This window comes from Paraburkholderia sp. D1E (assembly GCF_052682275.1).
This window is the reverse complement of record NZ_JBQYMB010000001.1, coordinates 2,203,963-2,228,672: the sequence shown is the minus strand read 5'-3', so window position 1 is coordinate 2,228,672 and position 24,710 is coordinate 2,203,963. Positions and strand designations below refer to the sequence as shown.

The window sequence follows — 24,710 nt, the reverse complement described above, 5'->3', positions numbered from 1 at the left end:
TGTGCCGCCGAGGGTCAATTCTGTTCGTTCACGGGCACGGCGAATGTCGTCTACGGCACGACTTCCCCTACCCTTCAATACGACATTAATGGCCCGTTCACAGGCGGGGTGCAGTGCTCGACGGGAGCGGTGTCGAGTACGGATCCCGCGTTCGGATATGGGAAGAGTTGCTGGTACAAAAACAGTTCGACGCCCACGCCGACTCCGACACCCACCCCTGCTCCGGCGCCGACACCGGCTCCTGCCTGGACGCAATGCGCAGTCGAAAACGCGCGCTGTTCGTTCACCGGCAAGATGACCGTGCTTTACGGCGCAAGCACGACTGCAAATAACGTGAGCAAAGTTTTCACCAACGGCACGACTTGCAGCAACACGGCTTTCGGCACTGACCCGGCGTACGGGACTTCGAAGTACTGCTGGATTCCGAAGGCACCGGCGTCGACACCGACACCGACGCCAACGCCAACACCAACGCCGACGCCGACGCCCACACCGACGCCGACACCGACACCAACGCCAACGCCAACGCCGACACCGACACCGACACCGACACCGACGCCAACACCGACGCCAACACCGACACCGACGCCAACACCGACGCCAACACCGACACCAACGTCTGCGATCGCCTGCGCGGCACCGACGACTACAGCCGGAGGCACCGCCAACGGCCTGATCGCCGCCGACACGCCGAGCAGCGACGGCACCCGCCTCTTCAATCGGGGCAGCAACTTTCAGGTGTCGTTCGTCACCACGGCGAAATCGGCGGACACAGTTGTCTGGTCAATGCAGGATCAACTGGGCAGCATCAAGGGCGGCGGCTCGTTCGCCGTGCCGAGTGGGACGCAGTCCAGCACACTATCGTGCCAGAGCACCGCGGCAGGTTACTTCGCGATCACGGCGACGCTGTCGCACGCGGGCGGCACGTTGCCGCAATCGGGCACGCGCCCAACCGGCATTGCCACGTTCGGTATCTTGCCGAACCTGTCCGGCACGATACCGGCTGTTAGCTACGCGCATCAGGAACAGCACCGCTTCGGCATGCAAGGCTTCAACGACAATGGCCCGATGCTCGCGGCGCTCGGCATCGCCCAAACGATCGACGACCGTGAGCTGTCCGCCATGGAGCCCAATGCTGCGAATACGTGGACGCCGGCCTTATCGGATCTCGATCCGTTCTACACGAACGGCAAGATCATGCGGCTCATCAGGCTGGACGGCATTCCCGCGTGGGCCAGTCCGACGGGTGCCTTTCAGGACGATACAAACGCGCCGACGAACGAAACCTACTATCAGAACTACATGGCGCGCGTGGGCACCGATAGCGCCGCGATCCGTCAGCAGTATTTTCCCAATCAGCAAAACGACTACTACCAGGTAACGTGGGAGCCTCAATGGGTCGATTCGACCGCCAACTTCATCGCGATGTACGCGGCCGTCTATGCAGGTCTGCATTCGACTGATCCGAACGCGGTTGTGATGGGCACGTCCAATGTCTTTCCTGCAAACTGCTCGACGCAATGTACGCAGGGATATCTTGCCACCTATGCCCCGCTGGGGCTCGGCAAATACATCGACGGTGTGACGACACACGGTTACTACAACGCCGGCACGTTCGCGGCGCATCCTCCCGAACAATACGACACCGATCCGAATCCCTCGAATGTCGCGAACGCCCTCGATCAGCAGATGAGGTCATTGCGCTCGCAAATGCAGACGGTCAAGCCGAACATGCGCCTGTGGGTGACCGAACTCGGCATCACCTACGACTCCGGCGCGGCTTACGGGGCGAACTATCCGCCGGCGAACCAGCTGTACGGGCAGGCCGCCGTCGCATTGCGCGCGCATTTGATCATGCTCGGCGAGGGTGCCCAGGTCACCTACTTCTTCTACGGCGCGGACTATCCGGCGGACGTGGGCATCGGCACGTTCTTCGATCTCACCGATCCACAGGGGCAATACGGCGCAACCAATCTGAGCCCCAAACCAGAAGCGCTGGCGTTCGCCGCGCTGACCCGCGTTCTGGACGGAACGCAAACGCTCGGAGTCCTGAACGGACTTCCTTCGATGGTCTATGGCTACGCATTCCAGCAACTGAATTCAGGTTCGGTGATCGCGGCGCTATGGACACACAACAATTCGAACTGGCCGACGTCGTCGGGTACATACAGTTCAACCTATAGCACCGGCTATGCATTGACCGTGAACTCAACCGGCACGAATGGCAACGTGAGCGTCATCGACATGATGGGCAATGTGACCTCAGTGGCCTATACGAACGGCGTGGTGAATCTCACGCTGACCGAGTCGCCCATTTACGTTGTGCTGGCGAATTCGAATGCGATACAAGGCAAGTACACGGCACCTGTGGGTTACACGGGGCAATAGCGGTGCTGCCGATGAACGTAGGGTGATTCAGTGTCAGTGAACCATCGTCACCGGGGTAACCGTGCGCCTCGCCAGCGAGGCGAGCATGGCCAGTCTTCGGAAGAAGCCCATATGACTGGCATCGATCACCATCACGTCGGGCTGGGTGGTCGCCACGTAGTCGGCGATCGCTTTCGTGCGGTGGCCGAAGACGCGTTTCCAGTGATATGGCACGCCGGCTTCTTCGAGAATCGTGCGGACGTCGATCAACGCCTTCAGCATGGCCTGCTTTTCCTGACGCACCAGCGAACTTCGACTGTGAAAGGCCGCCGCGCGCCCCTGATCTACCGGCTCAAGTACTTCCAGCAATTCGACTTCGGTTACGCCGCGCTCCAGAAACATGAACGCCGCGTAACGCGCGGCTTCTATTGCGCCGCCGTGGTCGAGAACAGGGATCAACATTCGTATCATTGAAAACTCCGGGACCGCTATCTGGTACTCTGAGCTTAGCCAAAGCCGCGTTAAAGTCGCGTAAAAATCTCAGCCGCGTTTTTGCCGTATCGGACGAGGCAAATTGCGCAGCGGCACCAAGCGTCATCACGATGCCTGTATCGCAGCAGGATTCAGTTCGATATGCAAAATCACGAGCCACCGCTTCGGACAATCCTCAGCAATCTGCAGATCCTGCTTCCTGTCGCCGCCCGTCTTTACGAAACCCTTTGCACGTGCGAAGCCGAACGCGCGCCGTGCATCGGATTGCAGCCACAGTGTTAGCAGCCCGCATGTCACACAACTGAAAAGCCAGATCGTTTCATGAGGCAGCGTGGCATCGAGTTGCTGCGCGACGTACGTGAAGATAGTCGTGAGAACCTGATTGGTGACGAAGGCGATGGCGACAACCTTGCACATCCCTCTGAGCATCATGGCGGGTCTTGAGGGCGTCATGGAATCTCAAACCTCCAGCATCCGGCGTGCTTCCACCTCGGCCAGGGCCAGTGCTTCGCCTGAATCACGCATCGGCCGGCCGCAGCCACGTCCGGTCACCTGCTGGATCTGTTTGTCTTGCCGGGTTGTCGTCACACACAGTGCGCCTTTGAACATGTTGCCCGGTGCGGGAAACACACAAGCCTCGACAGTCACGTTGCCCTTTGTTTGTTTGAATGCCATACAACCTCCAGCCAATTACAGATTTTTCTTGCGGCGGAACGCCAGACTCAAACTCTACTGGCAACGCCGTAAAGGCCGAGAAACGATTACCGCCGGCGCTATAAAAATTCTGTGAAATTCACCGCGCGCCGACCAACCGGTAGCCCACGCCGGCCTCGGTGACAATGTGTTCTGGATGCGCGGGATCGCATTCGAGCTTGTGGCGCAGATGCCCCATGTAGATCCGCAGATAGTGGTGGTTGTCGGTTTGCAAGGGGCCCCATACCTCGCCGAGCAGTTGCTCATGCGTCAACACTCGCCCCGCATGGCGCACCAGCGCGGAGAGAAGGCGATATTCGGTGGGGCTGAGATGGACGATCCGGCTGCCACGCACCACCGTCCGCTCGCCGAGATCGACCGTGACGAGGCCGAACTGAACCTGAGGCACGCCAACCTTGCCGCCGTTGGCCTGCCTGCGCAAATGCGCGCGGATCCGGGCACTCAGCTCGGGTAAGCCGAAGGGTTTAGTAAGGTAATCGTCGGCGCCGGCGTCGAGCGCGGCGACCTTGTCTTCCTCGCGGCTGCGCGCCGACAGGACGATCACCGGCATCGCGGACCAGCCGCGCAACTCACGGATCACCTCGATGCCGTCCATGTCCGGCAAACTCAGATCGATAATGACGAGATCCGCCAGCCTTGTCGCAGCATGGGCCAGGCCTTGTGCGCCGGTCTGCGCCTCGAAGACACTCATACCCGCCGCTTCGAGGTACGTGCGAACGAAACGGCGAATGGCTTTGTCAGCGTCGATCACAACGACTGTAACGGTGGGATCGCTCATGAATGGGCCACGTCGACAGCACCCCGTTAAGGTCGCGGCCAACGTCCAGGCGGGGTCTCCAAAGATTATTGAACAGGCGCGCTTCAGGCGTGCGCCGGCAAAGCAGCAACAGCCAGGCAACGGGCTCAATGCATCGGCTTGAGATCGTCCAAAGCCAGGTTGAGCTTCAGCACATTCACGCGTGCCTCACCGAAGATACCGAACTGCCGCCCCGACGTATTACGCGCAACAAGATTCGCCACCTGATCCACCGGCAGACCACGGGCCCGCCACACGCACCGCCTGATAAGCGGCCGCCGCAGGGCTGATCTCCGGGTCGAGGCCACTGCCTGACGACGTCACGAGATCCACCGGCACCGGTTGCGACATGTCGTTACCGGCGGCCCTCAATGCATCGAGACGGCCTTTGATTTCGTCGGCAAGTGCGGGGTTGGTCGGGCCGAGGTTCGACCCACCCGAATTCTGCGCGTTGTATGGCTGGGGTGTGGTGGCCGACAGGCGTCCCCAGAAATAGTACGGCGCGTCGAATTGCTGGCCGATCAGCGCGGAGCCTACGGCCTTGCCGTTCTTCTCGATCAGACTGCCGTTCGCTTGCGCCGCGAATGCCACATGACTGATTGCGGTCACGACGATCGGATAAACCACCCCGGTGATCACAGTCATCAGGATGAACAGGACGAGTAGTGGACGAAGCAGCGTTTTCATGATGTTCACCCTCTTGGGTCAGACCCAGCCGAACACGTTCAGCACCATATCGATCAGCTTGATGAACGGGAACGGCAGCAGTATCCCGCCCAGGCCGTAGACGAGCAGATTGCGGCGCAACAGCGAGGCCGCGCCGAGCGGCCGGTACTTCACGCCCTTGAGCGCGAGCGGAATCAGCGCCACGATAATCAGCGCATTGAAAATCACCGCCGACAGAATCGCCGACGACGGTGAGCTCAGATGCATCACATCGAGCACACGCAGTTGCGGATAGGTCGTCGCGAACGCCGCCGGGATGATCGCGAAGTATTTGGCGACGTCATTCGCAATCGAGAACGTGGTGAGCGAGCCGCGTGTCATCAGCATCTGCTTGCCGATCTCGACAATCTCGATCAGCTTGGTCGGATTCGAATCGAGGTCGACCATGTTGCCGGCTTCCTTCGCGGCCTGCGTGCCGGTGTTCATCGCCACCGCCACGTCGGCTTGCGCGAGCGCCGGGGCGTCGTTGGTGCCGTCGCCGGTCATCGCCACGAGCCGCCCTTCGGCCTGGTGCATGCGAATCGTCGTCAGCTTCGCCTCAGGTGTTACCTCGGCGAGAAAATCGTCCACGCCGGCTTCGGCGGCGATCGCTGCAGCCGTCAAACGGTTATCGCCCGTCACCATGATGGTCTTGATGCCCATCTTGCGGAGTTCAGCGAAGCGCTCCTTGATGCCACCCTTGACGATATCCTTCAGCTCGATCACGCCCATGCAGCGTGCGGCGCTCTCGCCGCGTACCTGCTGCGCGACGACCAGCGGGGTACTGCCGCGCCGCGCGATTTCCGTCACCGCGGCGGTCAACTCCGCGGGGAAACGGCCGCCGTGCGCCTCGACATAGTGCTTGATCGCATCGGAGGCGCCTTTGCGAATCTCGCGGTCGGGCAGATCGACACCGCTCATGCGCGACTGTGCGCTAAAGGCAAGGAAGGTTGCCTGCAACGCATGCATATCGCGTTCGCGGATATTGAAGCGCTGCTTCGCGAGCACGACGATGCTGCGCCCCTCCGGTGTTTCGTCGGCGAGTGACGACAACTGCGCGGCGTCGGCGAGCAGTTCCTCCGTGACGCCCGGCGCGGGCGTGAACGCCGAAGCCTGGCGATTGCCGAGCGTGATCGTGCCGGTCTTGTCGAGTAACAATACGTCAACGTCGCCGGCCGCTTCCACGGCGCGGCCGGAGGTGGCGATCACGTTCGCCTGCATCATCCGGCTCATACCGGCCACACCGATCGCCGACAATAACCCACCGATCGTGGTCGGAATCAGGCACACCAGCAGCGCGACCAGTGCGGTAATCGTCACCACGTGACCGGCTTTCGCGGCTTCGACCGAGAACATCGAGAACGGCAGCAGCGTCGCCGTAGCGAACAGCAGCACAAGCGTCAGCGCGACCAGCAGGATCGTCAGGGCGATTTCATTCGGCGTCTTCTGACGCTTCGCGCCTTCGACCATCGCAATCATCCTGTCGAGGAAGGCCTCGCCCGGATTCACGCTGACCCGCACGACGATCCAGTCCGACAGTACGCGCGTGCCGCCCGTCACCGAAGAAAAATCGCCGCCCGACTCGCGGATCACCGGTGCGGATTCCCCGGTGATCGCCGACTCGTCGACCGAGGCGACACCTTCGATGACCTCGCCGTCAGCCGGGATCACGTCACCGGTTTCGACCAGCACGACATCGCCTTTACGCAGATCGGTTGCTGTGGTGATGCGGATTGGCGACTTGGGATGCGCCTCCTGCAGCTTCTTCGCCATCACGTCGCGTTTCGCGCTGCGCAGCGACGCGGCCTGGGCCTTGGAACGGCCTTCGGCGAGCGCCTCCGCGAAGTTCGCGAACAGCACCGTAAACCACAGCCAGAGCGCGATCGCCAGGATAAACCCGGCAGGCGCCTCGGCCTGGCCGCCGAGCGCGGCGATCCACAGAATGGTCGTCAGAATGCTGCCGACGTACACGCAGAACATCACCGGGTTACGCAACTGGTGGCGTGGAGCGAGCTTCCTGAACGAATCGACGAGGGCCGGCCGGGCAATCGACGGATCGAACATCGAGCGCGCGGCGTTACGTGCCTGACCGATGTTGCCAGGCTGATGAACCGGCGGTTGGAGTCCGTTAGTCATACTATCCTCTCAGTCAATGTCCCGTGACCATGATCAGATGTTCAACGACGGGGCCAAGCGCTAGCGCAGGCACGTACGTCAGTGCACCGACCAGCACCACTGTGCCGAGCAGCAGCACGACGAACAGCGGGCCGTGCGTCGGCAGCGTGCCGGCGGTAGCGGAGATGCGTTTCTTGGCGGCAAGCGATCCAGCGATCGCCAGCACCGGCACAATCGAACCGAAGCGGCCGAACCACATGACGACGGCCAGCGTTCCGTTGTAGAACGGCGTATTGACCGAGAGGCCCGCGAAAGCGCTGCCGTTGTTATTGGCGGCCGAACTGTAGGCGTAGAGGATCTCGGAGAATCCGTGCGGCCCGGGATTGGCGACACCGGCCACGCCGGCTGCCGTCAGCACGGCGATCGACGCACCGACCAGCACAAGCAATGGCGTGAGCAGCACGGCAATCGACACCATCTTCATTTCGTACGATTCGATCTTCTTGCCGATGTATTCCGGTGTTCGCCCAATCATCAGGCCCGCCACGAACACCGCGAGCAAAGCGAACACGAGCATGCCGTACAGACCCGAGCCGACGCCGCCAAAGATCACCTCGCCGAGTTCGATCAGCAGGAGCGGCACGAAGCCGCCCATTGGCGTCAACGAATCGTGCGTGTTGAGCACAGCGCCACACGATGCGGAGGTGGTCGCCACGGTGAAGATGCCGGACTGCGCGATGCCGAAGCGGGTTTCCTTGCCTTCCATGTTGCCGCCCGGTTGCAGCGACGATGCGGTTTGATCGACATGCAGCGACGTAAATAGCGGATTACCGCTCTGCTCAGACGAAATCTCGCCCCAACAGGCGACCGCGAAAGCGATCGTCATCGCGGCGAGCACCGCATAGCCCTGGCGCTGGTCGCCCACCATCCGGCCGAACACCACGCACAACGCAGCCGGAATAACAAGCATCGCTATCATCTGAACGAAGTTGGCGAACGGCGTCGGGTTCTCGTACGGATGCGCGGAATTGGCGTTGAAAAAGCCACCGCCATTGGTTCCGAGCATCTTGATCGCTTCCTGCGACGCAACCGGCCCCATGGCGATGGTCTGCTTGTCGGCCTTGTTGTCCACCATCACCGGGTTGCCCTTGGCGTCCTTGACGGCGTTGCCCTGAGCATCGGTTTTCGGGATTTGATACGTCGTCACCTGCAGCGTCGGCACGTCTTCGTACGACCTGAAGTTCTGAATCACGCCCTGACTGATGAAGACGAGCGCGATAACCGTCGCGAGCGGCATGAGGATATACAGCGTGATACGTGTCAGATCGACCCAGAAATTACCGATCGTCGCCGTCGTATGGCGTGCGAAGCCGCGAATCAGTGCGACCACGACAGCAATGCCGGTGGCCGCCGAAAAGAAGTTTTGCACCGTCAGCGCGGCCATCTGCGTCAGATAGCTGACGGTCGATTCCGGCGTGTAGTCCTGCCAGTTCGTGTTGGTCACGAAGCTGATTGCCGTGTTGAAGGCGGCGTCGGGCGTCATCGGTCCGAAACCCTGCGGATTCGCGGGCAGCCATTGCTGCAAACGCAGAAATCCATACACCGCGAGCACACCGAGCGTGTTGAACACCAGCACGGCCAGCGCATAGTGCTTCCATGACATTTCGGCGCCGGGGTCGACCCCGGCGAGCTTGTAGAGCGCGGTTTCGATCGGTCGCCCAATGCGGCGAACAACGACCGAAGAACCGTCCACCACACGGGTCATATAACGGCCGAGTGGTATGGCGAGCGCGATCAGCACGACGATGTACAGGCCGGGCTGAAACAGGTTATTGAAGTTCATTCGAGAGCCTCCGCGCGTAGCAAGGCGTACACGAGGTAAGCAAACAGAATCAGCGTCGAGGCCGCCGCGAGCCAGGTCATCCAGGTAGTCATGGACGGCCTCCGGGCGCGCGGCGAAGCTTGTCGCAGCCAATCACGAAGGCCGCGACGAGGCCGCTGAACGCAATGATTGCGATGAGGTAAAGCAGATCCATGGTCTGGTCTCCCACGAGGGACTCCTGCACCATGAAATCTAGGAAAATCCGCGTAAACGCAGCGTTAATACTTCGCGGAGTTTCGTAAAAACGATGGGCGTGGTGCGAGAGATCTGCGGGCTGGCGCAGCTATATGGGCTTGCTGGGAGACTTTCAGGCGCTTTGAGCTGCCCCTTTAGAGCAGCCGGCGCCAGACAGCAGCCTACGCCGCCCGAGCCGCTTTATCGTGCGCGGCCTGTTCGAGCCAGAGCTGGCTATCGGGAAACCAGAATGCGTCCGGGCGCGGAGGCGATACGAGCTTGACCGGAAGTAAGGGATTGAATATTTTCGACCATGCGGACAGATAAGACGGCGTCTTCACGAGGAACCCGCAATTGGCCAGCAGCAAGCTGGAAACCAGTGCCTCGCGGCCGATTTCGAGTCCCGGATAGCCACTGAAGTGAACGGGCGTGCTGCCACGTGCAAGGTGTTTTGCCGGTGCTACCCTGACCGGCTTGCTGAATGGCCAGACGATAAAAAAGTCGATAAACGCCTGCTCGTCGCTCGATACGAAAATATTGGTGAGCTGCGGGTTTTCCGCAAGCGTCGATTCCACCTGCCGGCAAAAGCTTCCCCATGAAACCGGAATGGCTTCCAGCGTTTTATCAGTACCTCTGAAATGCGCGCCAAGAGTCGTTGTGCCGATCCCGAGCTTCCGGCAGATCGAGTCGACTTCTTCGTAGATATGCGTGGCCGGCCGATAGTGCGCGAAGAAGAGTTCGCTTGCGCTTCTGAGTTGAAGCCTGGCCTCATAACGCTGACGAAAGCCCAACTGAACCAGGTCGCGAACTGTCGACGTTCTCACCTTATGGGTGAGCGCGGCTCCCGAGGCAGGGTGCACAGACTCGAAGAAAACCGACAACCAGTCCAGTTTTCCTTCGGCGTCACCGTACAGCCCACCGCGTGCGCTAATACACGGGGTAAGGCATTTCTCGTCGCAATACATCAGAATAAACAGGACCATCTGCAACACGGAGAAAAACCCGGAGTTCTCCTGAATCTCGATGGAAAAAATGCCCCTGTTCAGGCGCTGTGTCGCATGAAGCGAAATCCGGCGCGGCGTGGCCACGGAATGCTTGAACCCCTCGCTGCGTCGGAATTGTTTCGCCCGGTCGACCACCTTTCTCAACATACCTGGCTCCTAATTAATTAGGTATTCTTTGAAATGGCACGCACCTGTTTGCTGCGAAGGTATGGATGCCCCAGCATAGCATTTCAAAAAGTCGAGCCAAGTAAGTCTGGCTCGTCTTAGTGAGCTAACGTACAAAGGACCGGTAAGGTTTTCCCTGGATAGGCGAGCGGCATTGCCAGCTCAGTCCGGCATCTCCCCGGTGTACTCATAGGCCACCGTTCCCCTGGGATGCCTGAACCACCCCGGATCCCGATAGTCATTGCGCCCCAACCCCTCTCGCACTTTCACCACGCTGAACATGCCACCCATTTCCAGCGCGCCGAACGGCCCTGTGCCGGTCATCATCGGCAGCGTGTTGTCGGGTAGCGGCATTTCCATCCCGCCCATCGAGCCACCTGTGCTGCCCATCGCCATGTAGTCCGGCACCAGCTTGTTGATCCGTTTCGCGAGGTCCTTCTGCGGCACGCCGATCAGATTCGGTACCTGATGCCCCATCGCGTTCATGGTGTGATGGGATTTGTGGCAATGAAATGCCCAGTCGCCAGGACGGTTCGCCGTGAATTCGATGGCACGCATCTGGCCGACGGCGACATCCGCGGTCACTTCGGGCCAGCGGGCGGAAGGCGGAATCCATCCGCCGTCCGTGCCCGCCACTTCGAAGTGATAGCCGTGCAGATGGATCGGATGATTGGTCATCGTCAGATTGCCGACGCGGATGCGCACGCGATCGCCGGCCCGCACCGGCAAAGCATCGATGCCCGGAAAGACGCGCGCATTCCACGTCCACATGTTGAAGTCCGTCATCTCGTTCACGCGCGGCGTGAAACTGCCCGGGTCGATGTCATACGCGGACATGATGAATACGAAGTCACGATCCACCCGCATGACATCCGGGTCTTTCGGGTGAACAATGAACGTGCCCATCATGCCCATTGCCATTTGCACCATCTCGTCGGCGTGCGGGTGATACATGAAGGTGCCGTGCTTCTCCAGCTGGAACTCGTAGACAAAGGTCTTGCCCGGCGGAATATGCGGCTGCGTGAGACCGCCGACGCCATCCATACCGCACGGCAGAAGCATGCCGTGCCAGTGAACCGTGGTGTGTTCGGGCAGCCTGTTGGTCACGAAGATGCGAACCTTGTCGCCTTCGACCGCCTCGATGGTCGGACCCGGCGCCTGACCGTTATAGCCCCACAGGTTTGCGCTCATACCCGGCGCCAGTTCGCGCACCACCGGCTCGGCGATCAGATGAAACTCCTTCCATCCATTCTTCATGCGCCACGGCAGCGACCAGCCGTTCAACGTGGCAACGGGCGTATACGGCTGGCCATTCGGCGGTGCGAGCGGTGCCTGCATCGTGGCCGTGGCCATCGTGGGCGCCTCAGGCAGTGACGCGGCGCCGGCCTTGCTGACCAGTGCCGCCCCCAACAGCGCGGCCCCAGAGCCGCTGAGAAAATTTCGACGAGACACCATGTTATTGACCTTCGGAATCTGTGGACGACGCCGGCGGCGTCATGGATGTAATTGACGCAGCAGCCATCGCGAGAGTCGGCAAGCGGCCACCGAGCGCCTGCTGCAAGTCGGTCTCCGCGAGCCAGTAGTCTTTGAGCGCGTCGATATAGCTGTTCACCGCGCCGATCTGGTCGCGCGAATCGGCGAGCAGTTCGAACACGCTCGCGAGCATGCCGTTATAGCGAAGCAGCAGTTCGTCCGAAATCGTTTTGCGGATCGGCACGACTTCGTCACGATAGTGCTTCGCAACGTCGTAGTCGGTCACATAGGCCGAATACGATTCCCGAACCTCCGAGCGCGCGTTGATCGCGGTCTCGGCAACGCGGTTCGTCGACTGCAGGTAGATCGCTTCGGCGCGCGCTACCTTCGAGGTGCCCCAGTCGAAGATCGGAATCTCGACGCTGATCTCGTAGCCCTGTTCGCGGCCGTCGGAGGTCGTGAAATTATTCTGATAGCCGACATCCAACGCATTGATGAAACGCGTTGCCTGGACCAGGCCCAGTGAGCTTGCAACACTCCGGGTCTGCAGTTTCGCCGCCTGAATGTCCAGCCGGTTCTGCATCGCGAAGCGCTCGAGGTCCTGCAACTCGGGCCGGGCTGCGGGCAGATCGGGCAGACGCTCAGGAAGGTCGTACTGCGCTTGCGGCCCCCAGAGACCCATCGTGCGTGTGAGCTTCTCACGCGCGGATACGGACTGCTGCCGCGCCTTCGCCAGTTGTGCGACGGCTTCCGCATAGAAAGCCTGCTCACGCGCATAGTCGAGCTTGCTGAAGTTGCCGGCTTGCCGCATGCGCAATGCGAGTTCCGCGCCGGCTTGCGCCGAGTCCTTCACCTGCTCGGCGTAGGTTGCGGACTGCTTCGCTGCGACCGCGCCGATATAGGCGCGTCGAGTATCGGCGGCGACCTTGAGCATGGCGTCCGCCGCGAGCAGCCGGGTCTGCTCGAAACGGCGGCCCTCGATGCGTGTCGCCAACGGCAGCGTCAGCACGTTCAACAAGCCGAGCGTGAACGTGCGGCTGATGCTCAGATCGTTGCCGCCGTGCGTGCGGCTGAATGTGAAGCCGGGATTCGGCAGCCGTCCCGCCTGCACCAGATCCGCTTCGGCGATGCCGAGTTCGCTGTATGAGGCTTGCAATCCGCGGTTGTTCAACAGCGCGATCTGGATCGCGTCGTCCATGCCGAGTGGCTGCGATAGCAGTTCCTGAGTGCGTTTGGCGACAGCGCTTCGGTCTTCGTCCGTCTTGACCAGCACGGCGTCTTTTTCAAGCCGCTGCGATGCTGTTGTGGAAACGGTGTCGAAGCCGCCGTCCTTCGAAAACGTCGCGCAGCCGGCGAGGAACGCCAGCGCGGTGACGGCGACGATGACTCGGCCGTGATGAAAAAGATGCGGCCTCATTTCGCCGGCTCCTCGTGATGGGCGCCGTGGTTAGAGCCGCCGTTGGTCTCGTCACCTGAATGCATTTGACCGTGCTCCATCCCGGGCTCGTCTGATGAACTCGCCACCGCGCGATTGAGCGCTTGCCAGGTCGGCGCTTGCTGCTCCCGGAATGGCCGATAGCCCACGAAGGCGGACGGCACATTGACCGCCGGAACCGATGCCGCGGAATCCGCCGGGTCAGGGCCTATGGGTGTGGCGTGCACGAGCGCCGGCAATACCGCCGTCGCGCCGAGCAGCGCTGCAATAAACGTTCGCATTGATTGTCTCGTCGTATGTCACCCGGACGGCCGACGTGTGACGTGCGGCCATCAAGGCGAAATTGAACATCGCAGCATCACGCTGCGAGGGAACTAGACGAGAGCGATTCGGGGAGGTCGTTCGATGCCGTCAGTCAGAAATGACGCGACACGGACAGAGGGAGCGAGAGGCACGGCGAAATGAACTGCGTCGGCGGATATCGCCGCAACCGGAGCGGCCGGCAAGCCGCCGCCGAAACAGCACGACGCACATGTCGAACAGGTGTGCGCATGATGCGCGCCACCAGCATGACTGTGGTTCTGCGAATCGGCACCGGCGATGTCATTGGCGCTATCGGCCATCATCGCAGCATGGTCATGCGGGTGAGTCGCCTCGCCAGCATTCTCATGGGACATGGACACCCCTTCTCCACCAACACGCGAGGACTCGCATTTCATGGAGACGGCCGCGAACGACTGAACCGGAAGGCTCAGCGCGAGCAGCACGACAAGGAAGAGTTTGCGCCAGTAAGACATGGGTACGGAGTCTAGCATGCTGATTAAGAAGACTGTAAGGTCGGAACCGGACCAGTCTGACGCGGCTTTTTGCTTCGATACGGCCAAGGTTGGCGACAGCATGAAAATAGGCATATATGCTTGACCTTCCCACCATGGGAAGGCCCAGGCTTGAGTTCTGATTTCTCACTGGAGGCAGGAAATGGAACTCGAAATCCCGGATATGACATGCAGCGGCTGCGCCAACGCCATTACTCGTGCAGTGACCGGACTCGACCCCGCGGCGAAACTCGAGGTCGATGTCCCCGTTAAAATCGTGACGGTCACGTCGACGTTGTCGTCGGCACACATCATCGAGGCAATCGAAGCGGCGGGGTTTCATCCTTCGCTCAAGCGCTAAACGGATCGCATCAGGCTATGTCTGCCGATTAAGCCTTGCGACCCGTTTGCGGCATTATGGTTGCCCGACATAACTTTTGTCCCAACGGAAAACCCAACATGAAAAATCTTCACGCATTCCGCGCCTTGTGCCTTTTCAGCGGCATTGCGTTTGCTGTCGCCGCGGCGCCCGTCCACGCCCAGCAGAGTGCGTCGATGCCAGGCATGGACATGTCCGGGTCCGCGGACACCGCGTCGAGCGCATCGACACAGGCATTCAAGGACGCCGACGAGAAAATGATGCAAGCCATGGAAGCGCCCGCCTACACGGGCGATGCCGACAAGGACTTCGTCGCCCACATGATTCCGCATCATCAAGGCGCGGTCGAAATGGCGCAGGTGGAACTGAAATACGGCAAGGATCCCGAGTTGAAACGCCTGGCCCGAAACATCATCAAGGCTCAACACGATGAGATCGCGTTCATGCAACGCTGGCAGGCCAAGCATGGTGTGAAGTGACAACGGGCAACATTGCCGCGTGAATGCTTGACGCTTTGACGCCGCGCCAGGCCCTCACGCCACCGCGAAGTCATCGACGGCGACTTCGCGGTGGCCGGGCGGCGCAGACTGCGGTCGATCTGGCAATCTCCCTGCGAGCGCGAGATAGCTTCGCGACACGTTTCTCTTAAGGCTGGCCCGGTCTCACCCTCGAACGGCCGGGAAAACCACCGAGACCACCAACCCTCGCCCGGCCGTTCCATCGCCCAACGCAAGCTCAGCCCGATGCGCACGTGCAATTTCGCGCACGATCGACAACCCGAGCCCACTCCCCTCTTCGCTGGAGGCACGAAAGAACGGTTCGAAAACGCGCTCACGAAGCTCGGCGCCGATACCCGGCCCCTCGTCCGTGATGGTTAGGGCCACCCGCTCGCCCGTCGAATCGATCTTGAGCGCGACATGTCCACCGGCTGGCGTATAGCGAATGGCATTGTCGAGCAGGTTGAACAGCAGAACGGACAGCAATGGCTCGTTTCCCATCACCTCGGCAGGCTCATGGAGTTCAGCCGACAGTTCAACCTGCCGGCGCTGCGCGAGCAACGCAAGCTGTTCAATGGTTCCGGTCGCAACCGCACGCAGATCGACGGGCGCCCCCTCGAAGTCGGCATAGTCCGCGGCTTCCGCCTGAGCGAGCAGCAACAGCTGATTGGTCAGCGCAACCAGTGAGAGGTTGCTGCGGTGCATGGCCGCCAGCGTCTCCTTCACTTGGGCGAGATCGTCCTGGCGTCGCGCATATTGCAATTGCGTGCCGAGCAAGGTGAGCGGCGTTCTCAATTGATGAGCCGCGTCGGCAATGAAGCGCCGTTGCATCGCCGTTTTCCGCTCGATGATATCGAGGCACTGGTTGAACGCGGTGACGATCGGGCGCAATTCATTGCGCAACGGATCGGCCCGCACTCGCAACGACACGTTCGGTGCACGCCCGAGCATGTCTTTTGCGAGCCTCATCAACGGACGCAGTTCAAAGGTGAGCCCGACGCAAACCAGTACCACCGCGATCGCCACGATGCTCGCGAAGTGCAGCATCTGCGGCCGCCACAGCGCGGCGGCGGTGGCATCGCGTTGACGCAGGGTACGCCCGACCGACACGACGACCTGCCTGATCGCGCCCGAGTCGTACATCGGGCGAATCAGCGACACCGCGCGGATCGGATGTCCGCTCACGGTCGCGTCGTACCACAGGGGCGAATCGCCGGGCACGCGCAGCGGGAAATCCGACGTCCCCGCAATGGTCGCGCCGCCCACTTCGCGAATGCTGAAATAGACCAGGTCACCGTACGGCGAACTTAATATCTCGATCGCGCTGGGGGATATCTCCGCGTGCAGATAGCCGTTCTCCCATCGGATATCGCCCGCCATCACGCGCGCCGAGGATAGCAACGCCTCGTCCTGCAACAGCCGCGCCGTGCGCTGCGCGTTGTCGCGTGCGATCAGTCCCGCCGCGACAACGTACACGGTCATCGGCAGCAGCAGCCACAACAGCAGCCTTAGTCGCAGGCTATTCGTCATTGGCGCCGTCTTCAAGCAGATAGCCGAGGCCGCGCAGCGTGATGATGGTTGCGGTACTCTTTTCGAGCTTTTTGCGCAGCCGCGACACGTAGATCTCGATGGCGTCTTCGCTGGTCGGCGCATCGGCGTTGCTGAGCGAATCCGCGAGCATGGTCTTGGCGACCGTCTTTTTCGCGCGCAGGATCAAGGCCTCGAGTACCGCGTGTTCTCGCGGCGTCAGCGTCAGCGGTTCGCCTTCGACAGCGAACTGGCAGCGGTCCATGTCGTACGTGAGATTGCCGCATTTGAGCCGGTTCGAGCGGGACGGCGCCTGCCGCCGCGCCAGCACCTTCACACGCGCGACCAGCTCGCGTGCGTCGAATGGCTTCACGATGTAGTCGTCCGCGCCGGCGCCGAGGCACACCACTTTCTCGTCGACGGCGCCGGTCGCCGTCAGGATCAACACCGGCGTTGCGTCCTCGCGCTCGCGCATGCGGCGCAATACGCTTTTACCCGACAAGTGCGGCAGATTCAGATCGAGCAGCACGACGTCGTACGGTACCGCGCGCAGCGCGCTTTCGGCCGCTTCGCCGTCGCTGACACGATCGAGCATGAAGCCGTCGTCCCGCAGAATTTTCGCGAGCCAGTGCGCGAGCTGATCATTGTCTTCGACGAGCAGTAGCCTCATCGCATCTATCCCCAAAGCGTTCATGCCGTTCTGTACTGCTCCCGCGCCTGGGGTGAACGGTACAGGGCCAGTGTCGCGGTCACGCCGCAAAGTGCTGCAAATGTCATCCATGCGCCCGGCGAAGCCTTATCACCGGTAGTATGAATCAGCCAGGTCGAGATCGCAGGCGTAAAGCCGCCGATCACCGTGGCAAGACTGTACGCCATCGAAAACCCGGTCGTCCGCACATGCACCGGCATCAATTCCGTTAGCGCGACGACCATCGCGCCGTTGTACCACGCATAGAGCAACGACAGCCAGAGCTCGACCAGCAGCAGACGCCCGAACGACGGTTGCGCCACCATCCATTGCATTGCCGGATAAGCGGTAAGGATCGCGAGCACGGTACAGGCGAGCAGCACGGGACGGCGACCGACGCGATCGGACACAGCGCCCGCAATCGGCAGCCACACGAAATTCGACACGCCGACACAGACCGTGACCAGCAGCGCGTCCAGCGACGACAGCTTCAGCACGACCTTGCCGAACGTCGGCGTGTACGCGGTGATCAGATAGAACGATGCAGTCGTCATGATCACGAGCCCCATGCCCGCCAGGATGAGCCGCGAATGCTGCACCATCGACCGGGCGATTTCGGCCATCCCCGGGCGATGGCGGCGCGCGATAAACTCGTCGGTCTCACGAAGCGAGCGCCGCACATAAAAGAGGAACGGCACGATCAGACAGCCAATCACGAACGGAATACGCCATCCCCATGCGTTCATCTCCGACGCAGGGATGAGGCGGTTCAGCAGCACACCGAGCGACGCCGCGAACACCACCGCGACCTGCTGGCTCGCGGACTGCCAGGAACAATAGAAGCCGCGATTGCCTTTGGTCGCGATCTCCGAGAGATACACGGACACGCCACCCAGTTCGACCCCGGCAGAAAAGCCTTGCAGCAGCCGGCCAAACAGCACAACGGCAGGCGCGACCAGACCAATCGACGCGTAGCCCGGTACGAACGCGACACACGCGGTGCCGACCGCCATCAGCATCAACGACAGAATCAAGCCCTTGCGGCGGCCGTGGCGATCGATGTACGCACCCAGCACGAGCGCACCGATCGGACGCATCAGAAAACCCGCGCCAAATACCGAAAGCGCGAGCATCAGAGACGCGAATTCGTTGCCGGTCGGAAAGAAGGTGGCGGCAATCGCGGCCGCGTAATACCCGTACACGGTAAAGTCGTACATCTCGAGAAAGTTACCGCTGGTGACGCGAAAAACCGCGCGCACCCGCGACTCCTTCGAAGCATGCGGCGCATCCGCCGTCGCTGTTTCGTTAGCCGAAGTTGAGAATGTCATGGTGACCTCGAAAGAGAGGGACGAACACGTCCTCGGCGGCCGTTGAGGCCACCGGGTCCGGCTTCGTTGACTAGGGAAAAGGAAGGGTCAGCCGATCATCATCACGGACTTGCCCAATTGACGGCGTGCCTCGAGCGCTTCGTGCGCTGCTTCGACGTTGTCGAGCGTGTAGCGGCCGCTGATTTCGACCTTCAGCGTACCGTCCTGCAAGGCGGCAAAAATTTCGTCGGCGCGGCGCTGCACGGTCGCGGCATCCGCGAGATGATCCGCGAGACGCGGGCGTGTGAGGAACAGCGAACCGGCCTCACCGAGTTCGATCGGATCGAGGTCGTTCAACGATCCGGACACCGAGCCGTAGTTCACGACCAGGCCGCGAGTCCGGGTGGCGCGAAAGCTGTCGCGCAAGGTTGCACGTCCGACTGCATCGAACACGACGTCGACACCGCGTCCGTCCGTCGCCTCCCGCACGCGGTCGGCAAAGCGCCCGTCGTCATACAGCATCACGTGATCGGCGCCATGTTCGCGCGCAACTTCGGCCTTCGCTTCGTTGCTCGTCGTTGCATAGACCGTTACGCCGCGCCGTTTTGCGAGTTGGACCAGCAACTGTCCGATGCCACCCGACGCGGCATGCACGAGACACGTGCTGCCTGCGCCAAGATGCGCGACGTCTTCCAGCAGATAGTGCGCCGTCGATCCCTGGAAAATCGCCGCCGCCGCGAGATCGAACGGAATCGCCGCAGGAATATGCGCGACGCGCGACGCCGGCACCACGGCGTACTCGGCATATGCGCCCCACGAAATACACCAGGCAACACGGTCGCCGCGCTTCAGTGAGGTGACGTTCGAGCCCGCCTCGACGACCTCGCCCGCGCCTTCCATTCCGAGCGTGCACGGCAGCCGTACCGGATAGGTACGCGAGTCCTTGTATTTGCCCTGACGTGTATGAACATCCATGAAGTTGATGCCGGCACAACCCACCCGGATCAGCACGTCGTCGGGGCCTGGCGAGGGAACGCCGGTTTCGACTCGCTGCAGGACTTCTGGACCGCCGTATTGCTCGATGCGTATGGCCTTCATAGCTCGTATTCCGTGTCTCGAATGAATGTTGTTTGCCGCCGGCACCGTGTCCGTCTCGTGATGCATGGATCGTTCATCAGCGGCTCGCTACGGCATTGGCCTCAATGGCAAACCTGTTGGTATAGGTTCGCGCCAGATCGACATGACGCGGCTCGATTGCGGGGTTGACCGCGGCTAGCGCGCTCAGTACGGTCTGCGGCGCGCCGTCAGGCATCCTGCCGTCACGCGAAAACGAGGGAATCGAGGCAGTGAGCGCCTGCAGGTAGAGCGGCTCGTTCGTGCCGACGAATTTCCGCGGCAACACGGCCACGATGTCGCCGGCACTGTGCGAGGAAATAAATGCGAGTGCGCGCACAAGCGCACGGACGAGGCGCCTCGTTGCATCCGGATGGGTGGCGACCCACTTGCGCTGTGCATATAAACACGCGCCGGCATACGGGCCGCCCAACGCCGTACGCGTACCCTCGATACTGCGCATGTCCACCAGCACCTGCGCGGCGCCTGCGTCCAGCAGCCTCGATGCCGTGGGTTCCTCAACCATGCCTGCATCGATCGATCCTTTCATCATCGCGTCGACAAAGCCGTCGTCGGGACCCAGCGGCACCACCGTATAGGCGTTCGCTGCCACACCGGCGTGCTGCGCAAGATAGCGGCTCAGGAAATACGTCGAAGCGCCGAACCCCGTCACACCGAGTTTTCGGCCACCTGCATCGGCCATCGTCCGCATCGGCTTCGCGACCCGGGTCGACGCGAGTTCAGCAAGGCCCGCGGACTGTCCCAGCACGACGACGGCTTCGACTTCCAGGCCCCGGCTCTGAAGATCGATCGTATGGTCGTAGTAGCCCACCGCGCCTTGAACTGCGCCGGCAATCAGTTCGGTCGCGGTATCGACGCCGGCGGGTTCCGAGACGATGTCGACATCCAGCCCCTCATCGCGGAAGTAGCCCAGCCGCGATGCCAGCGTGACCGGCAGATAGATGATCTTCGACACGCCGCCCGTCATCAGTGTCAGCTTCTCCGCTTCGGCACGGGGCATCCAGAACAGGAACGCACAGGCAGTCGAGGCGAGCGCCATGAAGCGGGCGAACGGTGGCATATCGGGGTGTCTCCTGTTGCGAAGCACCCGCCCGATATCTACGGATCGTCTGATGCAACGCTTGCATGGAGTATAAAAAACCAACGCCTTCTGCCTGCTTTCCGTCAGAACGAAATATTCTGGGTGTTTACCCCGACGGGTCGCTAACGGGCGGCGAACGCCGCAATGCCGCTCGGCCTGCCCGGTGGTGGCAAGCGGTGCAAATGCAGCCGATCTTCGGAAGATGGCCAGGAAAGCGATGGCAATCGCTTTTCAGGGAGGTTTGGACCAATATGATGCAACCGTTCTGGCCGCTACCGGCGCTCGCGATTGAGGGCTTGGCGTAAGGGACATCATGGGCTAGTGCGTCACGGCGTTGCTATTCTCCGGCGTGGTGTTCATTCCGGGCCTGACTCTCTTCCAGTCGCTTGCGAACGGAGGCGCGACACATGGATGCTCACGAACCTGTCACGCGGCTGACACAGCCTGTCCGCCGCCCGGTACTGGTCTGGGACGCGCCGGTGCGACTGTTTCACTGGCTGGTGGTCGTGCTGGTCACGGCGGCCTATGTCACCTTGAAGCTGAACTGGATCGACTGGCACGTCCGGGTCGGCGAGACACTGCTCGCGTTGGTTATTGCCCGGCTGCTGTGGGGCTGGTTGGGCAGCGAGACCGCGCGTTTTCGCAATTTTGTGACGTCGCCCGCGGCTGCGCTGCGTCATTTGCGTCACCTGTTTCGCCGCGAGCCGGACGTGCAGGTGGGCCACAATGCGGCCGGCGGCTGGATGGTCTTGCTGCTGCTCGCGTTGCTGCTGGTCGAGACGCTGAGCGGGCTTTACGTCAACAACGACATCGCCGACGAAGGCCCGTTGAGCGAAGTGGTGCCCGCGTGGCTCGCCAACGCGATCTCGACGCTGCACGGGCTTGTCTGGGACGTGCTGCTCGCCGCGGTGGCGCTGCACGTACTCGTAATCGCTCTCTACGCAGTAGCGAAGCGACACAACCTGCTGCGGCCGATGCTAACCGGCTACAAACTGTTGCCTCCGTCCATCGACGCGCCGCGGCAGAGGCCAGCGCTGCTGGCGCTCCTGCCGCTCGGTGTCGGCGCTGCCGTGGTGATGCTGCTCGCGGCTTATCTCTCAGCTCGCCGCGAACCTGACCTCTGGGTGCCGCTTCAGCGATTGCGTCAGTTGCTCTTCGGAGGTACCACCTGTCCGCGGATCTCGCCGCCCGGATTGTTCTTGGTGTGAACGTTGATGTACATGTCACCCGCTTCAAACATCTTGGCGTCCTCCGGGGATAGCGTGGCCTGACCACTGAGCGGGCTCGTCATCTCCATGGTGCCTTTCTGCGAGAGCCAGACCTTCACACCGGCGTTTTTACCGGCCGGGGCGGGCCCATGGAAATGCGCCATCGTGGCCTGACTCGACAATCCGCTGAAGCTGACGTTCCAGGTGACGACCCGCGTGCTGGCGTCGTACGTAAGGTCGGCGCTGCCGCTGCCGGGAGTCTGCACCGGCGGAACCTGTTGGGCGCCCGTCAACGGCACCTGAAATGAGACCGGCGCCGCTTGCGCCAAGGTCAGCGTAGCCGACAAGGCCAGGCCACCGAACACCATGAAAGCGCGCTGCGAGATGGATCGTGACATCTGGTTTTCTCCTTTTGGGTTTGCCCTTGCTGGGCGGTAGCCACTATCGAAGAGTGCGAAAGGCCTCGTCGGCGCCGCTGGCAGCCAAAGAGGTGAGATAAGGATAGACGCAAGCCGCCGGTAACTCCAGGTGGGGTGCGGAAGTCTTTGGCCTGCGCAACGAGAAGACGCAGCAGGTTTCAACGGGACTAACGGCTTCTTCCGTCCACATGACGCAGCGGAATCGCCGACACGTCAAGACCGTCGATACAGAATGCGTTCACGCTGTACATGGCAGGATCGATGCGCCGCTGATGAAAAGTGTAAATGCCACAAGTCGAGCAGAAGTGATGATGAGCTTGCCCGGTATTCCATCGATACGAACTCAACGCGCTATGCCCTTCCAGGATCTGCAGACTATCGCGCGGCACACTCACCATCACCGCGCGCCGCTTCGTGCACAACGAGCAATTGCAGATCACGAGTTCGTCGATCTGCGCGTCAAAGGCAAACTTGACCGCGCCGCAATGGCACGAAGCTGTATAGCGTGGCATCTTTCCTCCGTTTGAGCATGCCGGCAGCGCCGCGCCACCTTCACGGCATCAGCAGAATTTTCGAGCCGATCTTGTTGCGCGCCATCTCGAAGCCCTCGAGCGCATCGGCAAGCGGCAGTCGATGCGTGATCATCGGCACCAGCGCGGCATGATGCTCGACGACAAAATCACGCACTTCCGCCCATGTCGCGCGAGAAGCGCGGTAAGTACCGCGAATCTGATGACGGTTGCGCACGAGTTTAGCCGCGTCGAAACTGACCGGCGCGCCGTGGATGCCGCAGATCACCATCACGCCCGAAGGCCGCAAGAGATCGAGACCGGCCTGCACCGTGGACTGCACACCGGTCGCCTCGATGACGATATCGAACTCGTCCGCGCCGCTCAGTTGCTTCGCATCGGACAGCGGCCGTTCCTTCAAATCGAGGGTCTTGTCGATGCCAAGCGCGCGCACTCCATTGAGGCGATCCTTGTCGTCATAGCCGGCCACCACAACGTCCGCGCCGCGTGCTTTTGCGAGTAACGCGATGCCCTGCCCGATGGTACCGGGCCCCATCACGAGCACCTTGTCGCCGCGCTTCACATCGGCGGCCTTCACCGCGCTCAATCCGATCGATAACGGTTCGCATAGCGCCGCGATCCCGAGATCGAGATCGCCGGGCAATGCGAGGCAGTTGATCGCCGGCACGCGCACGGACCGCGCGAAGCCGCCATCGCGCAACATGCCGATGCCGCGACGGTCACGGCATTCGTCGCGCCGCCCTGCCGTGCAAAAGCGGCATACGCCGCACTCAACCGACGGAATCACAACGATCGGCTGCCCCGCCCGAAGATCGACAACGCCCTCTCCCACACTCGCAATCCTGCCGGCAAACTCGTGACCGATCGTGACGGGAAACGCCTGCTTCAGAAAGTCGTAACCGCCCGACCAGTCGTAGATATGGACGTCGCTGCCGCAGATGCCGGCGGCAACCACGTCGACAATCACTTCGCCCGCGGCGGGCGCCTGCGGCGGCGCTACCTCACGAAGTTCGAGGCCGAATGCGGCGGCTGTTTTTTGCAATGCTTGCATGAGTTGCTCCTGACAGCAGTATCGGGTTCAAAGCGGCGAATTGGAGGCCGGTATGGCTCGCAGCAACGACGCATCCACCTGCGAATGCCTGATACCGAAGACAAGCTCGTAGACGTCGACAATCGCCGGTTGCGCGGCTCCGGCAAACCGAAGCGCGAGCTTGCCGAGCGCGATCTCGTGCGCCCTCAACGTAGCCTCGTCGACGCCTTCCGCCAGCAGCACGTGGGTCGGTTCGTCGGCATTCGACCATTTCTCGAATGCGTCCGGCACCGACAATCTGACCTGCCCCAGGTGCGCCGAGCTCACACCCGCCAACGCCATGCATGCGTCGGTCAACGCCCGTCCGTCGAACTGGTCGGCCGCACTGATACGAACGCACGCGATGGCCTGTCCCGATACGTTACCGGTGGACGCAACGGTGTCGCACGTCGCACGCACCACGTTTTTTAGCAGCGGACGCATCGACGCCGACCGCGCGGTGGGCCGTTCGATCACGTCGAGATAAGCAGCCGAATCGAATACCGCCGATGTTTCAGTCTCGTACAGCGTGAAGTAACGGTGCTGCCCGGGCGCCGACGACCGGTAGCGGCGGCCGGCGATGAAGCCGGCAATGCCGACCCGCTCGGGTACATGTTCGTCCGTATGCCAACGGTTGTATTCCGTGTCGAATTCAGCGCTGACGTCGTTCCATAGCGCGAGAAACGCGGAACCGGAAATGGCCATGATGCAACACTCCAGTTAATCGAAAACAC

General features: G+C 61.6%; 26 protein-coding genes and 3 pseudogenes. 5 read left to right on the top strand and 24 right to left on the bottom strand.

Going from position 1 to position 24,710, the window contains the following annotated elements:
* Positions 1-305: 305 nt before the first annotated feature.
* On the bottom strand, positions 306-707 hold the full coding sequence (locus ACUN0E_RS10185) for a hypothetical protein (RefSeq protein WP_445566492.1): 402 nt from the start codon (positions 705-707) through the stop codon (positions 306-308).
* 79 nt (positions 708-786) lie between these two features.
* On the opposite strand from ACUN0E_RS10185, the gene ACUN0E_RS10180 reads away from it, so the two are divergent.
* The gene (locus ACUN0E_RS10180) at positions 787-2,388 is read left to right on the top strand and encodes a hypothetical protein (protein WP_408388230.1); all 1,602 of its coding nucleotides are present in this window, start codon (positions 787-789) and stop codon (positions 2,386-2,388) included.
* Positions 2,389-2,421: 33 nt separating this feature from the next.
* On the opposite strand, the gene ACUN0E_RS10175 is transcribed toward ACUN0E_RS10180, so the two are convergent.
* From ACUN0E_RS10175 to ACUN0E_RS10110, 14 genes and pseudogenes are all read right to left on the bottom strand, one after another.
* Positions 2,422-2,838, bottom strand: coding sequence for a universal stress protein (locus tag ACUN0E_RS10175; RefSeq protein ID WP_445566491.1), 417 nt, complete (start codon positions 2,836-2,838; stop codon positions 2,422-2,424).
* 126 nt (positions 2,839-2,964) lie between these two features.
* Positions 2,965-3,312, bottom strand: coding sequence for a hypothetical protein (locus ACUN0E_RS10170; RefSeq protein WP_445566490.1), 348 nt, complete (start codon positions 3,310-3,312; stop codon positions 2,965-2,967).
* Positions 3,313-3,318: 6 nt separating this feature from the next.
* Positions 3,319-3,534: a hypothetical protein gene (locus ACUN0E_RS10165; RefSeq protein ID WP_408508282.1), complete on the bottom strand. Its 216-nt coding sequence runs from the start codon at positions 3,532-3,534 to the stop codon at positions 3,319-3,321.
* A gap of 118 nt (positions 3,535-3,652) precedes the next feature.
* Positions 3,653-4,351: a response regulator gene (locus tag ACUN0E_RS10160; RefSeq protein WP_445566489.1), complete on the bottom strand. Its 699-nt coding sequence runs from the start codon at positions 4,349-4,351 to the stop codon at positions 3,653-3,655.
* A gap of 125 nt (positions 4,352-4,476) precedes the next feature.
* A pseudogene (gene kdpC / locus ACUN0E_RS10155) lies at positions 4,477-5,056 on the bottom strand (potassium-transporting ATPase subunit KdpC).
* Between the two features lie 18 nt (positions 5,057-5,074).
* Positions 5,075-7,138 carry a potassium-transporting ATPase subunit KdpB gene (gene kdpB, locus ACUN0E_RS10150; protein ID WP_408228078.1) on the bottom strand — a complete coding sequence of 688 codons (2,064 nt, stop codon included), beginning with the start codon at positions 7,136-7,138 and terminating at the stop codon, positions 5,075-5,077.
* Between the two features lie 85 nt (positions 7,139-7,223).
* Positions 7,224-9,032 carry a potassium-transporting ATPase subunit KdpA gene (kdpA, locus tag ACUN0E_RS10145; protein ID WP_445566488.1) on the bottom strand — a complete coding sequence of 603 codons (1,809 nt, stop codon included), beginning with the start codon at positions 9,030-9,032 and terminating at the stop codon, positions 7,224-7,226.
* Positions 9,029-9,124, bottom strand: a complete 96-nt coding sequence (kdpF, locus tag ACUN0E_RS10140; protein ID WP_028193906.1) for a K(+)-transporting ATPase subunit F — start codon at positions 9,122-9,124, stop codon at positions 9,029-9,031. The genes kdpA and kdpF overlap by 4 nt, the downstream gene beginning before the upstream one ends.
* Positions 9,121-9,240, bottom strand: coding sequence for a potassium ABC transporter ATPase (locus ACUN0E_RS10135; RefSeq protein ID WP_201073569.1), 120 nt, complete (start codon positions 9,238-9,240; stop codon positions 9,121-9,123). Before ACUN0E_RS10135 ends, kdpF begins: the two co-directional genes overlap by 4 nt.
* A gap of 187 nt (positions 9,241-9,427) precedes the next feature.
* Positions 9,428-10,396: a hypothetical protein gene (locus ACUN0E_RS10130; RefSeq protein ID WP_408227867.1), complete on the bottom strand. Its 969-nt coding sequence runs from the start codon at positions 10,394-10,396 to the stop codon at positions 9,428-9,430.
* A gap of 180 nt (positions 10,397-10,576) precedes the next feature.
* Positions 10,577-11,869 carry a multicopper oxidase domain-containing protein gene (locus ACUN0E_RS10125; RefSeq protein WP_408519843.1) on the bottom strand — a complete coding sequence of 431 codons (1,293 nt, stop codon included), beginning with the start codon at positions 11,867-11,869 and terminating at the stop codon, positions 10,577-10,579.
* 1 nt (position 11,870) lies between these two features.
* On the bottom strand, positions 11,871-13,304 hold the full coding sequence (locus ACUN0E_RS10120) for a TolC family protein (RefSeq protein ID WP_445566487.1): 1,434 nt from the start codon (positions 13,302-13,304) through the stop codon (positions 11,871-11,873).
* A complete protein-coding gene (locus ACUN0E_RS10115) occupies positions 13,301-13,603 on the bottom strand; it encodes a hypothetical protein (RefSeq protein ID WP_408388093.1) in 303 nt (100 codons plus the stop codon). The genes ACUN0E_RS10120 and ACUN0E_RS10115 overlap by 4 nt, the downstream gene beginning before the upstream one ends.
* Positions 13,604-13,696: 93 nt before the next feature.
* Positions 13,697-14,233, bottom strand: a complete 537-nt coding sequence (locus ACUN0E_RS10110) for a hypothetical protein (RefSeq protein WP_408519841.1) — start codon at positions 14,231-14,233, stop codon at positions 13,697-13,699.
* Between the two features lie 67 nt (positions 14,234-14,300).
* Here ACUN0E_RS10110 and ACUN0E_RS10105 point away from each other — a divergent pair, with 67 nt between their 5' ends.
* A complete protein-coding gene (locus ACUN0E_RS10105) occupies positions 14,301-14,498 on the top strand; it encodes a heavy-metal-associated domain-containing protein (protein WP_445566486.1) in 198 nt (65 codons plus the stop codon).
* A gap of 98 nt (positions 14,499-14,596) precedes the next feature.
* Entirely contained in the window at positions 14,597-14,995 is a 399-nt protein-coding gene (gene copM / locus ACUN0E_RS10100; RefSeq protein ID WP_408338986.1) for a CopM family metallochaperone, read from the top strand.
* 183 nt (positions 14,996-15,178) lie between these two features.
* Here the strand turns inward: copM and ACUN0E_RS10095 are convergent, their stop codons facing one another.
* From ACUN0E_RS10095 to ACUN0E_RS10075, 5 genes are all read right to left on the bottom strand, one after another.
* Positions 15,179-16,543: a sensor histidine kinase gene (locus tag ACUN0E_RS10095; protein ID WP_408227847.1), complete on the bottom strand. Its 1,365-nt coding sequence runs from the start codon at positions 16,541-16,543 to the stop codon at positions 15,179-15,181.
* Complete coding sequence (locus ACUN0E_RS10090; RefSeq protein ID WP_408227844.1) at positions 16,533-17,210, bottom strand: response regulator; 678 nt, start codon at positions 17,208-17,210, stop codon at positions 16,533-16,535. Before ACUN0E_RS10090 ends, ACUN0E_RS10095 begins: the two co-directional genes overlap by 11 nt.
* A gap of 20 nt (positions 17,211-17,230) precedes the next feature.
* The gene (locus tag ACUN0E_RS10085; RefSeq protein ID WP_408227841.1) at positions 17,231-18,556 is read right to left on the bottom strand and encodes an MFS transporter; all 1,326 of its coding nucleotides are present in this window, start codon (positions 18,554-18,556) and stop codon (positions 17,231-17,233) included.
* Between the two features lie 87 nt (positions 18,557-18,643).
* A complete protein-coding gene (locus ACUN0E_RS10080; RefSeq protein ID WP_408338978.1) occupies positions 18,644-19,633 on the bottom strand; it encodes a quinone oxidoreductase family protein in 990 nt (329 codons plus the stop codon).
* A gap of 76 nt (positions 19,634-19,709) precedes the next feature.
* Positions 19,710-20,729, bottom strand: coding sequence for an ABC transporter substrate-binding protein (locus ACUN0E_RS10075; protein WP_408338976.1), 1,020 nt, complete (start codon positions 20,727-20,729; stop codon positions 19,710-19,712).
* A 190-nt stretch (positions 20,730-20,919) separates the two neighbouring features.
* Between ACUN0E_RS10075 and ACUN0E_RS10070 the strand changes: the two are divergent.
* Both ACUN0E_RS10070 and ACUN0E_RS10065 read left to right on the top strand, forming a co-directional pair.
* A pseudogene (locus tag ACUN0E_RS10070) lies at positions 20,920-21,072 on the top strand (TIGR00366 family protein); the annotation flags it as partial.
* A gap of 85 nt (positions 21,073-21,157) precedes the next feature.
* Positions 21,158-21,847: pseudogene (locus ACUN0E_RS10065) on the top strand (cytochrome b/b6 domain-containing protein); the annotation flags it as partial.
* A gap of 47 nt (positions 21,848-21,894) precedes the next feature.
* Here ACUN0E_RS10065 and ACUN0E_RS10060 read toward each other — a convergent pair.
* The 4 genes from ACUN0E_RS10060 to ACUN0E_RS10045 form a co-directional block, all read right to left on the bottom strand.
* Positions 21,895-22,356 carry a CHRD domain-containing protein gene (locus ACUN0E_RS10060; protein WP_408519837.1) on the bottom strand — a complete coding sequence of 154 codons (462 nt, stop codon included), beginning with the start codon at positions 22,354-22,356 and terminating at the stop codon, positions 21,895-21,897.
* A gap of 188 nt (positions 22,357-22,544) precedes the next feature.
* Positions 22,545-22,889, bottom strand: coding sequence for a GFA family protein (locus ACUN0E_RS10055; protein ID WP_120305835.1), 345 nt, complete (start codon positions 22,887-22,889; stop codon positions 22,545-22,547).
* A 40-nt stretch (positions 22,890-22,929) separates the two neighbouring features.
* A complete protein-coding gene (locus ACUN0E_RS10050) occupies positions 22,930-23,958 on the bottom strand; it encodes a zinc-dependent alcohol dehydrogenase (protein WP_445566485.1) in 1,029 nt (342 codons plus the stop codon).
* Between the two features lie 27 nt (positions 23,959-23,985).
* On the bottom strand, positions 23,986-24,681 hold the full coding sequence (locus ACUN0E_RS10045) for a hypothetical protein (protein WP_445566484.1): 696 nt from the start codon (positions 24,679-24,681) through the stop codon (positions 23,986-23,988).
* Between the last annotated feature and the right edge of the window lie 29 nt (positions 24,682-24,710).

Coding starts and splice junctions, on each gene's coding strand:
- ACUN0E_RS10180 (WP_408388230.1), top strand. CDS start 787: ATGCAGGATCAACTGGGCAGCATCAAGGGCGGCGGCTCGTTCGCCGTG.
- ACUN0E_RS10175 (WP_445566491.1), bottom strand. CDS start 2,838: ATGATACGAATGTTGATCCCTGTTCTCGACCACGGCGGCGCAATAGAA.
- ACUN0E_RS10170 (WP_445566490.1), bottom strand. CDS start 3,312: ATGACGCCCTCAAGACCCGCCATGATGCTCAGAGGGATGTGCAAGGTT.
- ACUN0E_RS10165 (WP_408508282.1), bottom strand. CDS start 3,534: ATGGCATTCAAACAAACAAAGGGCAACGTGACTGTCGAGGCTTGTGTG.
- ACUN0E_RS10160 (WP_445566489.1), bottom strand. CDS start 4,351: ATGAGCGATCCCACCGTTACAGTCGTTGTGATCGACGCTGACAAAGCC.
- kdpB (WP_408228078.1), bottom strand. CDS start 7,138: ATGTTCGATCCGTCGATTGCCCGGCCGGCCCTCGTCGATTCGTTCAGG.
- kdpA (WP_445566488.1), bottom strand. CDS start 9,032: ATGAACTTCAATAACCTGTTTCAGCCCGGCCTGTACATCGTCGTGCTG.
- kdpF (WP_028193906.1), bottom strand. CDS start 9,124: ATGACTACCTGGATGACCTGGCTCGCGGCGGCCTCGACGCTGATTCTG.
- ACUN0E_RS10130 (WP_408227867.1), bottom strand. CDS start 10,396: ATGTTGAGAAAGGTGGTCGACCGGGCGAAACAATTCCGACGCAGCGAG.
- ACUN0E_RS10125 (WP_408519843.1), bottom strand. CDS start 11,869: ATGGTGTCTCGTCGAAATTTTCTCAGCGGCTCTGGGGCCGCGCTGTTG.
- ACUN0E_RS10120 (WP_445566487.1), bottom strand. CDS start 13,304: ATGAGGCCGCATCTTTTTCATCACGGCCGAGTCATCGTCGCCGTCACC.
- ACUN0E_RS10115 (WP_408388093.1), bottom strand. CDS start 13,603: ATGCGAACGTTTATTGCAGCGCTGCTCGGCGCGACGGCGGTATTGCCG.
- ACUN0E_RS10110 (WP_408519841.1), bottom strand. CDS start 14,233: ATGCCTATTTTCATGCTGTCGCCAACCTTGGCCGTATCGAAGCAAAAA.
- ACUN0E_RS10105 (WP_445566486.1), top strand. CDS start 14,301: ATGGAACTCGAAATCCCGGATATGACATGCAGCGGCTGCGCCAACGCC.
- copM (WP_408338986.1), top strand. CDS start 14,597: ATGAAAAATCTTCACGCATTCCGCGCCTTGTGCCTTTTCAGCGGCATT.
- ACUN0E_RS10095 (WP_408227847.1), bottom strand. CDS start 16,543: ATGACGAATAGCCTGCGACTAAGGCTGCTGTTGTGGCTGCTGCTGCCG.
- ACUN0E_RS10090 (WP_408227844.1), bottom strand. CDS start 17,210: ATGAGGCTACTGCTCGTCGAAGACAATGATCAGCTCGCGCACTGGCTC.
- ACUN0E_RS10085 (WP_408227841.1), bottom strand. CDS start 18,556: ATGACATTCTCAACTTCGGCTAACGAAACAGCGACGGCGGATGCGCCG.
- ACUN0E_RS10080 (WP_408338978.1), bottom strand. CDS start 19,633: ATGAAGGCCATACGCATCGAGCAATACGGCGGTCCAGAAGTCCTGCAG.
- ACUN0E_RS10075 (WP_408338976.1), bottom strand. CDS start 20,729: ATGCCACCGTTCGCCCGCTTCATGGCGCTCGCCTCGACTGCCTGTGCG.
- ACUN0E_RS10060 (WP_408519837.1), bottom strand. CDS start 22,356: ATGTCACGATCCATCTCGCAGCGCGCTTTCATGGTGTTCGGTGGCCTG.
- ACUN0E_RS10055 (WP_120305835.1), bottom strand. CDS start 22,889: ATGCCACGCTATACAGCTTCGTGCCATTGCGGCGCGGTCAAGTTTGCC.
- ACUN0E_RS10050 (WP_445566485.1), bottom strand. CDS start 23,958: ATGCAAGCATTGCAAAAAACAGCCGCCGCATTCGGCCTCGAACTTCGT.
- ACUN0E_RS10045 (WP_445566484.1), bottom strand. CDS start 24,681: ATGGCCATTTCCGGTTCCGCGTTTCTCGCGCTATGGAACGACGTCAGC.